At 48.1% G+C, this 13,456-nt stretch carries 9 protein-coding genes and 1 riboswitch; of the genes, 2 read left to right on the top strand and 7 right to left on the bottom strand.

Annotation, left to right across the window (positions count from 1 at the left end):
- Nucleotides 1-132 precede the first annotated feature (132 nt).
- The 6 genes from F7D47_RS03980 to F7D47_RS04005 form a co-directional block, all read right to left on the bottom strand.
- Nucleotides 133-1,293, bottom strand: coding sequence for a YncE family protein (locus tag F7D47_RS03980; RefSeq protein ID WP_153086637.1), 1,161 nt, complete (start codon nucleotides 1,291-1,293; stop codon nucleotides 133-135).
- A gap of 40 nt (nucleotides 1,294-1,333) precedes the next feature.
- On the bottom strand, nucleotides 1,334-3,439 hold the full coding sequence (locus tag F7D47_RS03985) for a TonB-dependent receptor plug domain-containing protein (protein ID WP_153086638.1): 2,106 nt from the start codon (nucleotides 3,437-3,439) through the stop codon (nucleotides 1,334-1,336).
- 106 nt (nucleotides 3,440-3,545) lie between these two features.
- Nucleotides 3,546-3,801, bottom strand: a riboswitch (cobalamin riboswitch).
- Nucleotides 3,802-3,886: 85 nt separating this feature from the next.
- The gene (locus tag F7D47_RS03990; RefSeq protein ID WP_153086639.1) at nucleotides 3,887-4,525 is read right to left on the bottom strand and encodes an HAD family hydrolase; all 639 of its coding nucleotides are present in this window, start codon (nucleotides 4,523-4,525) and stop codon (nucleotides 3,887-3,889) included.
- A gap of 51 nt (nucleotides 4,526-4,576) precedes the next feature.
- Nucleotides 4,577-5,665: a glycerate kinase family protein gene (locus F7D47_RS03995; protein ID WP_153086640.1), complete on the bottom strand. Its 1,089-nt coding sequence runs from the start codon at nucleotides 5,663-5,665 to the stop codon at nucleotides 4,577-4,579.
- Between the two features lie 170 nt (nucleotides 5,666-5,835).
- Nucleotides 5,836-7,518 (bottom strand): RagB/SusD family nutrient uptake outer membrane protein, encoded by a 1,683-nt coding sequence (locus F7D47_RS04000; RefSeq protein WP_153086641.1) that lies wholly within the window; start codon nucleotides 7,516-7,518, stop codon nucleotides 5,836-5,838.
- 12 nt (nucleotides 7,519-7,530) lie between these two features.
- A complete protein-coding gene (locus F7D47_RS04005) occupies nucleotides 7,531-10,185 on the bottom strand; it encodes a SusC/RagA family TonB-linked outer membrane protein (protein WP_194252561.1) in 2,655 nt (884 codons plus the stop codon).
- A gap of 449 nt (nucleotides 10,186-10,634) precedes the next feature.
- Between F7D47_RS04005 and F7D47_RS04010 the strand changes: the two genes are divergently transcribed.
- On the top strand, nucleotides 10,635-11,072 hold the full coding sequence (locus F7D47_RS04010; protein WP_022121596.1) for an Hsp20/alpha crystallin family protein: 438 nt from the start codon (nucleotides 10,635-10,637) through the stop codon (nucleotides 11,070-11,072).
- On the opposite strand, the gene F7D47_RS04015 is transcribed toward F7D47_RS04010, so the two are convergent.
- Complete coding sequence (locus tag F7D47_RS04015; RefSeq protein ID WP_153082670.1) at nucleotides 11,073-11,228, bottom strand: hypothetical protein; 156 nt, start codon at nucleotides 11,226-11,228, stop codon at nucleotides 11,073-11,075.
- Nucleotides 11,229-11,310: 82 nt separating this feature from the next.
- Here F7D47_RS04015 and F7D47_RS04020 point away from each other — a divergent pair, with 82 nt between their 5' ends.
- Nucleotides 11,311-13,296, top strand: coding sequence for a heavy metal translocating P-type ATPase (locus tag F7D47_RS04020; RefSeq protein ID WP_153086643.1), 1,986 nt, complete (start codon nucleotides 11,311-11,313; stop codon nucleotides 13,294-13,296).
- Nucleotides 13,297-13,456 lie beyond the last annotated feature (160 nt).

Below are 13,456 nucleotides of genomic sequence, written 5' to 3' on the forward strand. Positions count from 1 at the left end.
CTATTAGGGCTTGTTAGGGACTTGCACCCATTAGAATAAGCTCATGCCGAGCATACCATAAAAAAGGGAAGCGCCGAAACGACACTTCCCCATGGATTGGATGAGTTATATAATCATCTGTCTCGCGACATCTTATTCTGCGTATGCAGTCTTGTAGGCAGAGTCAAAGAACATAGCGCAAGAACCTACGCCAGTCTCATACTCATGCTGCTTCTGACCAGCTCTGTCATACTCCACTACGTAGCCATTGCCATTATAGTCGGGAGTACCTTTATCGCCCATTTTATAAGAGAGCACGAAGATATGACCGTTCAATGGGTCGGCAAAGATTCCGCATGGGCTCACAGGCTTCTCAGAGAGCGTCAGCGCCTGTGGTTGTGTACTTCCTGCTGCAAGCACGCTCACGCTAGGAGTGCCGCCATAAGGTGCATTGAGCACAAAGAAATAAGAACGAACCAACTGCGGCGTACGTGTTGTAGTACCAGGGGTTACGCATACTGCATAGTTGCCATCTGCCACCTTCTGCGACTTGCCCTCGGCGAAACTCACTGCACGTAGGGCATTCTCGCCAGTGGTCGCATAGTCAGGAGCAGGTCCATATACTGGGTTGTCGAGAACATACAAAACATTAGATGCATAATAGATGCTGGTAGGATTGTTCACGCCCTCGATATTCTTAGTCTCAACATTGTCGTTGGAAAGATTGATGCAAGAGATGTTGCCACCACCATAACCGTAGTTGCTGTTAGCTACATAGAGATTGCCATTGCCGATGACCAAGCTCTCAGGATAGCTGCCCACCTGCCACTTCTTTTGAAGAGCAAAGCTTGTGGTGTCCACGGCAGCCACATATCCACCGTATGTGGTAAAATAAACCTTGCCACCGTCAGCGATGATATGGCGAGGCTCAGCACCCTCGGCTTTGCCCAGCAGGTCTGTAGTCTTGATTTGCTTGATACTCTGCTTGGTTTTCTTGTCGATTACCTCGATGGTGTTGCTCTGATCTACGGCGAGATAAATCTTGTTGCCATATACGATGCCATCATTGGCAGTATTACCGAGCGAACGACCGTTAGCAGCCTTGAATACTTTCTGTGTGGCTGTGCTTGAAGCATAGTCGATAGCTGTGAGAGAGCTCTCAATTTTGTTATACATGTTACCTGAATTCACAACGTAAGCGCCCGTGCTGTACTCCTGGAGATAAGTCTCAGGACCATCGTTGTCGTCGCTACATGATGTCATCACTGCAGTACCCATCAAGAGCACCGCCAAACCTAATAAATACTTTTTCATTTTCTTTTTCTGTTTATATTTGAATCTAATTTGTTACTATCTAGAAGTTATACCCGATGCTTAACATCCAGCTGCAGCGAGGCATCGGATAATGCCCTACGAGTTCATACTGCTCAGACAGCAGGTTCTTCACATCCATTCTAACCTTCACACCTCTCAGGGATTTCCCCAAAAGAGTCAGTCCATCCAGCTGACGATAGAGCGTCAACCCCATGTCCCAGTAACCATCCACTTCGGTGCCTTCATAATGCTCATTGTTGGCCCATCGCTTGCTCATTCCTTGTCCATGGAGCGAGACATTCACCCAGGGATTCTCCCACCCCAAGGCAATACTGCCCGAGTGCAGAGGGATATAGGCTACCTGATTGCCATAATATCTGGACGAGCGGTCGGTATGATTCACCACGTGCTGGTAGCTATACGACCCTTGCAGCGAGAGTTGCTGCCCCGGAGCCATCTGCCAGGTGCCACGCAAGGAGGCATCCGCGCCAACTACATCAACCCGTGCCAAGTTCACAGTACGCCAAACGAACATATTGTAAGGAACGCCCACAATCTTGTCGGTCACCCGATTGCAATAGCCGTCCAGCGTTGCTTGAATATTCCATCCCTTATAACGTAGGGATTCGCCGTTTCCCCCATCTCCCGAAGAAGTTTTTTTCCACGTAAACCCGATATTCAACTGTCGGGTTTTCTCAGGCTTCAGATCTGAACTTCCATAATGGAAGAAATAGTTCTCGTTGAAAGTAGGAACCCGGAAGATGTCCTTGTACGAAGCCCTGAGATAAAGCTCATCGCTGGCAGTACCATTTCCCAGGAGCCGATAAGAAAGCGAAAGCGATGGCGAAAGCCGGCGTGCATCCTTGGCAGCCTGTCCTGCTTTGGTAGGATTGGCGCTGCCTTGCTGAGTCTCTATCTTGCGCCCCACGCTGTTGAGGTAAACCGAAGCCAATATTCTGGCAAGAGCTACCCATCTTCCCTTCGCATATCGGGCGGAGAGCGACTGCAGGATGCCATGTCGATGAGGTCGCAGGTCGGTGGCGAGAGTGCTGTTGAGCGAGTTCATCATCCAGTCGGCAGAGTAATCCACCGCCCAGCCGTCCCCCGGCATCCACATCAGTGCTGCCGAAGTATAAAATTCCCTCTGCCAGTAGGTAGCATCATTGCGCCGATTTGCCACGAGCGTGTCCTGATAGGCAGAGCTCGCCCAGTTCATCTTGGCTTGCACCTTCAGCATCCAATGGTCATCGAGACTTCTGGCTTGCCACCTCGCCTGAGCAAAGGCGTTGCGGTCGTGCAACTGTTCGGCTGTTACATCGGTATAATATCTCACGATGCCAGGCAACTGTCGGTCGTTGTCATAATAGTAAATCTTTGCCCACAATTGGTTCCGGCTCATACCATCGGCTCGTCTGCCCATCATCCAGTGCATATTCAGTTCGCCATGCCCCGAGTTCATACGACTGTTGGTTCTTCGCTCATGGGTAGTATATTTACCATTGTGCAAAATGAAAGGATAGTCGTTTTCGGCATAGGTGTACTCACCCATCGCCTGGAGAGTGAACCTATCTGACAATCTCTGCACATAGCGCAGATAAGGCGAGACATATCCGAAGGACCCCACCTGCAACTGAGTAGAGAGGTGAGGCTGCTGGTCGATGGGAATCTCGCTCATAGTCTCGATGGCAAGCAAAGCTGCCACCGAGGCTTGCCGGGCCGAAATGAAAATGTCGTCGTTGTCACCAATGGTGAGTCGCAATGTCTGCACTTGGTCGAGCGAATAACGGGACACATCAATTTCGCCGCCCTGACATTCGCTGAGCAGCACACCATCGTAACTCACTCCCGTATGTCCCGCTCCGAATCCACGCACAGCTACCGTCTTCATTCCTCCTGCCCCACCATAGTCGCGCAGATTGATGCCTGGCATGCGGTGCAAAGCGTCGGCCATATCCGTAACGCCGAGCCTCAACATATCCCCCTTGTCCAAAAGCTGGAGAGGTGATGTGCTCGTAAGTATCCGGTGCTGCCGAGCATTCACTTTTACTTCCTGCAAATGCTCGGTACGAATGGAATCTTGCCCCATACCCACTTGTGCATACAACAGTAGCAAGCCACCGAGACAAAATATCCTCAATGCCTTCATTCATCCTATCTTTTATATTATTATCTGTGTCTCCATCACGAACCCATCCCACGGGGTTGGATAGAATCATCGGAATCTCTTATCCTAAAGACACTCTTTCATCATATTGTTTCCGATGGCAACGGCAGGTCTTCTGACTTGCGTCCTCCCAGCATCTCACTCTATGTAAACATAAAAAGATGCAAAACTCATGGCAAGCGGTCTTCCCGAAAAATTGTCAGTGACCATGATGCTTGCCGCAATAAGACGCTTACAGCAGCGGGACTGTCCGGGCTTCTCACCCGATTCCCTTTTAATCACTACGCACTCATCCTGCCTGAGGCGGCAGAAGGTGGCAGCGAACCAATTGCGGGTGCAAAGGTACTATAAAAAAATGAATAAAAAGATAACTTTATCCGCTTTTTTATTCCAGCAAGGATAAAATTATCTTTTTATTCAGAGTTCAGTTTATTCTTTTACGATTTCCAGGAGTTCTGCGAAATCATCGATGATCCATTCGGCAGAGGCGAGCTGTTGGCGGGTTCCGTTGCCATAAGTCACGGCACAAGCCTTGCAGCCGGCATGATGCGCCATATCTACATCGAAGGTCATATCGCCCACTACAAGGGTTTCATCTGCCGTTCCATTCATCTCCTTCAATGCCTTGAAGACCATATCAGGTGCTGGCTTCGCATGCTCCACATCATCGCCTGCAACAATGGAAGAGAATATATCCTCCAGCTGCATCTGATGCACGTATCCATCCAGCGAGCAATGGTTTCGACTGCTGGCCATACCCAATACAAACCCACAGCGATGCAACTCTCTCAGGGTTTCTATCACATGAGGGAAGGGCTGCACTTTAATCGTCTTCTTGTTCTCCAGGAAGATTTCGCGATAGGTTGCTGCGCATTCCATTCCCTCCTCAGCACTCATTCCGAAGAGTGAAACGAAGGCCTCATCCAATCGAAGACCGATGGTCTTGGCACAAGCCTTCTCCGATTTCACTTCCAGCTTTCTTGCACGCATCGTATCCTGCAGAGTCTTCACAATGAGACTCTGCGAATCGCCGATGGTTCCATCAAAATCAAAAATTATATACTTCATTATTCTTACCTTATTTGAAAACGGTCACAAAGGTACAGATAATAGCTGAAACTACAAAGCAAATTGCTCACGAATTGCCTTTATTATATTATTACGAGCCACTTCTGGCTTCATCGCCTCATCCAATGGCATTTCTTCAGGAGTAACCTGAACAACTCTATCAAATCCTGCATCCAGCATAGCCTTTCTATCGCTAACTCCGCCCGATACTAGCCATATTTTCTGATTGGTAACATGCTCCAGAATTCTTTGCGGCAACTTCCCCATCAAGGTCTGGCGGTCACTATGACCTTCGCCCGTAATCACGAGATCAGCATTCTGAATGAGCACATCAACCTCTATTTTCTCTAAAAGCAGTTCAGCCCCTGGTCGTGCCTCTGCATTGAAATATTGCAGGAAAGCATAGCCCAGTCCGCCGGCTGCACCAGCCCCAGGAGCCTCACTCCTATCATATCCGAAATGCTTGGCGCTTACCTCGGCAAACTTCCTCGCCCTATCATCCAACATCTGCACCATCTTAGCATCAGCTCCCTTCTGAGGGGCAAAGACATGAGCCGCCCCATTTTCGCCGCAAAGCGGGTTGGTAACATCCGAAGCCAGCACAAAACTGCATTCCCGGCGAATCTTCTTCCAGTCGTCGCCCATCGCCTTGAGCATTCCGATGCCGCAATCGGATGTGGCGCTGCCACCCAAGCCCACGATGAAATGTCGCACGCCCCGGCGATAAGCATTCATTATCATCTCGCCCACGCCCCAGGAAGTAGCCTTCATCGGGTTGCGCTGTTCAGGCTCAATCAGAGCCAGTCCGGCAGTCTGCGCAATCTCGATAATCGCTGTATCATCCACGATTCCGTATTCAGCCTCAATCCATCTCATCAGCGCATCATGGGCATGAATCCTCACTCGCTCTCCCTTCATCGCCGAAAGAAAAGCATCGAGCATTCCCTCTCCCCCATCACTCATTTCCAGGGTAATGATTTCGGGAGAAGCATCATCCGCATTCCATTCCTTCACTCCCGAAGCAATCGCCTCATTTACCTCTCTGCTCGAAAGGCAACCCTTATAAGAGTCGCAAGCAATTATTATCTTCTTATATCCAGCCCCATCCATCAGTCTGAGGCCATCATTTTTCCTATCCATATTCTATTTATATTATATCATTCCAAGAATCATCGCCTATCAAGCGATTCCCCTTTCAGCCCGCAAAATTAGCCATTATTCCTGAAACCACAAACCTTTTTTGGAAAAACTTTCAAAAACAGATGCTTCTGATAAGAGCTGATCTCTTTTCTTACACTATTCAAGTTTCTTTACTTCAAAATATTGACATATCCCTTATTCTGTACCAATTCAGAATTTAAATCGATGCATTTCTGAGGAATCGGGAAGACTGTGGTGTAGCCGGAGGATTCACCCTGAAGAGGCGTACGGAGATCGTAGGCACCGGTGAATTTGCCGAAACGGATGAGATCCTGACGACGCCATCCTTCCCATACCAACTCCAGCAACCGCTCTTCCAGAATGTTATCGAGCGTAGCCTTACGGTAAGGCATTCCCACACGGGCACGAATCCTATTCAACTCCTCATCACCATTCTCTCCGTTTCGGACCTTTGCCTCTGCCTTCATCAATAAAGCATCTGCATAGCGGAAAAGAACTATGTCGTTACTCTGCAACTTGCCGTCCATATAAGAGGTTCTATCCACCTCATACTTCGCCATTCTCGCTCCAGCCGTCTTGACAAACTTACTGTTGGTCAGGTTTTGAGCCACTTCAAAAGGCTGATACTCCAACGGCTTTCCATTATCCATCAGCAGTTCATGACCATCTACCTTTACCACTCCCGCCACAAAGTTCATCTTGCAACGGGCATCTTCATCAGCCTCGCCATAATGATTGGCTTTCATCGTAGAAATCGTGGCACAGGTACCATTCTCACTTCCCCATCCCAAGACACCGCCATGCGTATAATGGTAAGAGCGGAAGAGATAATGGAACTGGTTGGTATAGATATTCTTATCCATCGGAATCGTGAAGATATTCTCCTTCGATGTCTCATTATGCGTAGAGAAATTGAATGAATCATCCGACTCCAGGACATAGCCTTCTTCTGCCAGTTTATCACAATAATAAATGCAGGTTTCCCAGGCATTCAACTTCCTGCAGTCCACCTTATCGCCATTGCGCAAAGAGGCATCAGAAGCCGGCACAGAGAAATGAATGTCACTTCCCTTCGGACGGCTCGCATAACCCTGGGTCCAGTCATCATACATATAGATTTCTGCATTCAAAGCCAATTTCGCCAACAGAAAGTTGACTACCGGCTGGGTGATGCGACCATAATAATTGCCTTCCTTATTGCTGTGCTGGTCGGGAAGTGAAGGCAATACCTGCTGCAACTCCTGAAAGACAAACTGGAAGATAGAACTGCGATCTGTCTGACCTTGGAACAGGCTGGAATGGAGCTGTTCTGCACTGGAAAGGACCAATGGGACCCGACCGAACATGTCCATAGCATAGTAATAGAACATAGCCCGGATGGCTCTTATCTCAGCCCGATATTCCTCCTGCTGTGCGGCAGAAAGCAGGGCCGACTTGTTGCTGATAATATCCAAAGACTTATTAGCCAGCACGATAACCTTATAAAGGTACTTCCACGTATCATAAAGAGACTGGTCATCGGCACTCCACCGATGCTGGTACATGGCATTCCAGAGGCCACCATCATACCAGTCGCCGCCTCGAATCGGAATCATCGCCTCATCGGTGGTCAGCGTATTATAATCGTAAATGCCACGGCAGGTGCCCTGAATGCCCTCACTCTCGTTAGCTCCACCTATATAATTATAGAGAGAAGCCACGGCATTGATATAAATATCAGATGCAGAGCCATAGATGGCATCCTCGTCCAACTGATCCTTAGGATGTTCGTCCAGGCAGGATGTCATAGACAATGCCGCCAGCAGCAGAAATAAAAATCTATATCGTTTCATAACTTTCTGATTTTAGAATTGAACACTTAAACCCAATGAAAAGGTTCTGTAAACAGGATAAGTCCGCTTATCATCAATACCCATCGTACTGTTCACCACGTAGCTGTTAATCATCGGAGTCAAGCCGCTGTAACTGCTGATGGTGGCAAGATTGTTGACACTCGCCGAAACTCTGAGCGACTGCACCACGCCCTTTCGGATAGGGATATCATAGCCCAGCGTGAGATTCTCAAAGTTGAGATAATCGCCCTTCTCCAGCCAATAATCAGAAACATTCTGGTCAACGATATTCTTCTCAGGAGCTCCCTTCAGCACATTATAATCCGGGAAACTCGACATATTGGTGTAGGCTAAGCCCGTACCATTGAATATCTTATGTCCGAAGGCCCCGTTCATCTGCAATGAAAGATACCAGTCGCGATAACGGAAACTGATATTGGAACCCAACGTTACTTTAGGAGTAGCCTGACCGGCAATATATCTGTCACCGCCATCACTCAAATCTATGGTTCCGTTCTTGTCCAAATCTTCGATATCATAGCGGTAATGCCCATTTCCATCTTCTATAATTCCCTTGCAATGAGGAAGATAGAATACCCCCAAAGGCTGACCAACTATCTGATAGACCACATTGTTGTAACCACCATGCTGACCGGCACCCGACAAGGCACCCATCGCAGTAATATCGGCTGCCGACATCTGCATTCCGTCATATTCACCACTCAGCGAGAGGAGTTTGTTCTTCTGCCAGGAGAGATTCATATTGATGTTCAGTTCCATGTCCTTCTTCTGGATAGGAGTGAAGGAAATGCCGACCTCCAAACCCTGGTTGCTCATAGAACCCAGGTTTGCCAACAGTTTATCATAGGCAAAAGGCGGAACCGGCACATCATAGGCATAGAGCATGTCGGTGGTCTTGGAATAGTAATATTCTGCCGTCAGAACCAGCCGGTTGTTCCACAATCCCAAATCAGCTCCGATATTCCAGGTAGCGCGGGTTTCCCACTTCAGATCAGGATTGTTATTGCTAATCATTCCCATCGTAACCGTAGGAGAACTGTTCACCGAAACAATACCATTCTGCCGTACCGTATTCAAAGTGGTATAAGAAGATATTCCGCCAAGATTACCTGAGCGTCCATAGCCCGTACGCAGTTTCAGCATGGTAATTTCCTTGAGAGAACGGAGCCATTTCTCCTGCTTCATATCCCAGGAAAGAGAGACGGATGGGAAGAAACCCCAGGTATGGTCATTGCCCACCATCGAAGAACCATCGCCACGCATGGAAACCGAAAGACTATACTTATTATATAAGGTGTAGTCGACATTGCCCATCACAGAAGCCAGGGTCGGATCTTCGTACTTGCTGTCTGTCCCACCGAAAGGCCGTGATGCAGCAGCACCTATGTTATGGTAATACATGTCGTTGTTGGTGATTCCCTTCGCAGAAGTCCAGAATCCCGTTCGGATATCCTTCTGATATTCTGCACCCACCATTGCCTTCAGATTGTGGATTCCCCACGAATGCTGATAGTTAAACGATACATTGGCAAGCCAGTCCTCGCTCTTGAACTCCCCACGATAGAGATTGCCCTGCGCCCAAACCCAGGTAGGACAGAACTGGTTGTTCTCGTTGGAAGCATAACTGTATGCTCCGAAGGCAGAAACACTCAGAGAATTTGTCATATCATAGTTCAACTTCAGATGAGCATTGAAGTTCATGTTCTTCGTATCATTACGCTCCTTGAGCAAGACACCGGGAGGATTCACCTGAGATGCAGCCCCATTCTTCACCCAACTGCCGTTCAGCTTATCATAAGGATAAGTAGGATTCATGGCATCGGCAGAATAGAAAAGCGCCTGACTGTCGAAGATATCATTGTTCTTGAAAGACGAACCGAACACGCCGAAATCTCCCGTCAGTTTATCGCCAAACGCCTTCTGGGTGACATCAATCTTAGCCACCAGATTACGATAGCCCTTGCTCCGAATAATCGTGCTATGGTCGATATAGCCAAAAGAAGCGCGGTAGTTGCTCTGCGGAGTGCCACCGCTGAAGGCCAGATAATGGTTCTGGATATTTCCGGTTCGGGTAATCGCCTTGCGGAAATTGGTATCATATCCCTTATTGTTATACTCCAGCCCATACTTCTGTGCAGCAGCTATGTATTCGGCGGCATTGAGCATCTCCATACTTTTGTACATCGCCTCTATACCATAGTTTCCCTCGTAAGAAATCTGAAATCCCTTACCCGTACCCTTCTTGGTCTTTACCTGGATAACGCCCGAAGCACCACGGGAACCATAGAGTGCCGTTTCGCTGGCATTCTTCAGTACTGTAAAGCTCTCTATATCGGCGGGATAGATTGTAGCAAGCGTCGCCACATCAGAAGTAACACCATCAATAATCACCAGAGGATCATTGCCGCCCATGATAGAAGTTGTACCGCGAACCCGGACGGAGTTCAACATAGCAATACGGTCAAGACCATTGGTAGTGACGTTAACACCTGCCGTCTGTCCGCTCAAGGCATCCAGGGCATTATTGAGCACACCCTTCTTCAGAAGTTCAGGCTCCACTACGCTCACCGAACCCAATAAGCGCAAGGAATCTAAGCCTTCGATGTTCACAGACTGAGCACAGAGGGTTTGGGGTGCAAGAATCATCGCACCCATCGCATAAAATATGGTTTTTAAGTTCTGTTCCATAACTATTTCATCGTTTAGTCAAGGTTCAAATCGATTTTCGATTGCAAATATAATAAAAAAGAGTGATTCAAAGTACGTTTTCTTGAAAAAACTTCAAAAAAAACAAGCTTTTTGGAATTATTTAGTTGGTGACAAAGTTACACTTTTTTGTTGAGATAACCGCATCATCTGGCAGAAAAGTTTAAAATATTTATCCTTTCGTGCCAACATTACCACTTTCAGTCCGCTGGCACATAAGTTGCAAAAACAGAGAGTGAAAGCTGAAGCCAAAAGATAAAGGAGTTCAGAAGAATGACGGAGTTTCGAGGCGAAAGCAAAAAAATAACAAGAATATTAACAAGCAGAAATCCCGACGGAGCCGTAAGGAACCGAGAGGACGAGTAAAATAAAATTTGGAGGTTTTAATTATGTTGTTAGCACGTAGAAATAATGATTCAGATTGGTTGAGTAACTTCTTTGATGATACTTTATTCAATACCGAAGTAATGTCACGTATGAATGCTACTGCTCCTGCCATTAACATCAAGGAGACAGATAAGAATTACATCATGGAGGTTGCAGCTCCTGGTTTGAAGAAAGAGTGGGTTCGTGTAAACATCGATAACGATGGTAATCTGAACATCGCCATCGAGAACAAGATGGAACACAAGGATGAAGACAAGCACGAGCACTATCTGCGCCGCGAATTCTCTTACAGCAACTACCAGCAGTGTTATACGCTGCCTGAGGATGCTGATCGTGAGAAGATTTCAGCAAAGGTAGCTGATGGTATACTCGAGGTCGAGATTCCAAAGCTTACTCCTAAGGAGGAGGCTAAGACTACAAAGAACATCGAAGTCAAATAATCATCTCCCATAAATGATGGAGGCAGATTCCAAAGCAATTTGGAACCTGCCTTTTTTTGTGCCCTTACCTGAACCATCGCATTTTTCATCTACCTTATTATAATGATTTTCATGGAGCAGCCAAAAGTTTTTCACCATAAATCTTTTTTCTTCCATAATTAATATGTAATTTTGCAGGCAGAAAAGCAGATATGAAAGCTTCTGCTTATAGAATTCAGAACATTTATATAAGAAACAGATGAAGAAAACAATTCCAGTAATAGGCATGGCTTGCAGCGTATGCTCTGCCAATGTAGAAAAGAAGCTGCAGTCGCTAGAAGGCATCAACTCCGCCTCGGTATCCCTGGCGAGCCGAACTGCCCTGGTAGACTATAACCCCGATATCATCTCTCTGGAAGATATGAAACGGGAAATCAGCAATGCCGGATACGACCTCGTTATCGAAAACGACAGAAGCGTGGAGGAAATCAACCGCCGTGAGTTCACCCTCCTGCGCCGCCGAACCCTCGCTTCCTGGCTCTTCGCCATCCTGACCATGTGTTTCTCCATGGGATGGATTTCACTGGGTATGGAACAGAATATGATTTCAGATGGCGTTGCCTCGGCTCATCATACCAGTTCCTTCGCCAACCAGATCTGTCTGCTCCTGGCACTCGCCAACCTGCTCTACTGCGGCAAACAGTTTTATGTTTCCGCCTGGAAGCAGCTTTTGCATCATACGGCAAACATGGATTCGCTCGTAGCACTCAGCACCCTCATCGCCTTCCTATTCAGCACCTTCAACACCTTCTTCGGAGAAATGGTATGGGGAGCGAGAGGCATAGAATGGCACACTTATTTTGATGCTTCCGTGATGATCATCACCTTCGTGCTAACTGGCAGATGCCTGGAAGAAAAGGCAAAGGACAGTACGGCGAGCAGCATCCGCCAACTGATGGGAATGCAGCCGAAAACCGCCCGACTGGTGACTTACGAGAAGATAGAAGGCACCAACGACTACAAGATGGAGGAAGTTCCGATTTCCACCATTCAGATAGGCGACATGATAGAGGTAAGAGCCGGCGAGAAGATTCCGGTGGATGGCGTGGTTACCCAGGCAGAGAGTTTCATGACTCCCGATGCTGCCTATGTAGATGAAGCGATGATCAGCGGCGAACCGACTCCGGCAATGAAAAAGGCAGGCGACAACGTGCTGGCTGGCACCATTCCGAGTCAGGGAAAGCTCCGCATGAGAGCCAAGCAGATTGGCGAGAACACCGCCCTGGCACACATCATCCGCATGGTTCAGGAGGCACAGGGCAGTAAGGCACCCGTGCAGCGCATCGTGGATAAGGCGGCTCTGATTTTCGTTCCTGCCGTGGCAGCCATCGCCCTCATCACCTTTTTAATATGGTGGCTGATAGGTGGCAACGCAGCTCTTCCACAGGCCATTCTTTCAGCCGTAGCCGTATTGGTCATCGCCTGTCCTTGCGCCATGGGCTTAGCCACTCCTACCGCTCTGATGGTGGGCATCGGCAAGGCGGCGCAGAAGCAGATTCTCATCAAGGATGCGTCGGCGCTGGAGAATCTCCACAAGATCAACGCCCTCGTCATCGACAAGACCGGCACCCTCACCATTCCTAACCAGAACATCGATTTCACCAAGCAGGAGGATTTGGATCTGGAGACAAGAGAGACCCTCAAGCCTCATGCCCAGGAAGCGATGAAGCAGTTGCAGGAAAAGGGAATAGAGGTTTATATGATGAGTGGCGACAAGGAGGAAGCGGCTCACTACTGGGCGGAGAAAGCCGGCATCAAGCATTACCAGAGCAAGGTGCTGCCTGGCGACAAGCAGGCTTTGGTAAAGAAACTTCAGGACGAAGGCAAGCAGGTAGCAATGGTAGGCGACGGAATCAACGACACCCAGGCTCTGGCCCTTGCCAACGTGAGTATGGCGATAGGAAAGGGAACGGATGTGGCGATGGATGTGGCGCAGATTACGCTGATGAGCGACGACCTGGTGGCACTTCCGGAAGCCGTAAAACTGAGTCAGAAGACGGTTCACATGATTTGGCAGAATCTCTTCTGGGCGTTCATCTACAACATCATCTGCATCCCGTTGGCAGCCGGTGTCCTTCATATCTTCGGCATTGATTTCCAGATAACCCCGATGTGGGCAAGTGCCCTTATGGCCTTCTCCAGCGTAAGCGTAGTGCTTAATTCGCTGAGGTTGAGATTAGCGTAAAATGAAAGAAAATGGCAGGTTCCTGATGCGTTAATTTGGAACCTGCCATTTTATATTTTCCCCCCTTTCAAGCATACCAAAATACACCTTTCTTTTTCAGAGAAAGAAGGAGAAAAATGCTCTTAGGAGCAAGAAAAAGTGGTTCCGATGGCACTTTTCA

This window comes from Segatella copri (genome assembly GCF_009494835.1).
GTDB lineage: Bacteria > Bacteroidota > Bacteroidia > Bacteroidales > Bacteroidaceae > Prevotella > Prevotella copri_F.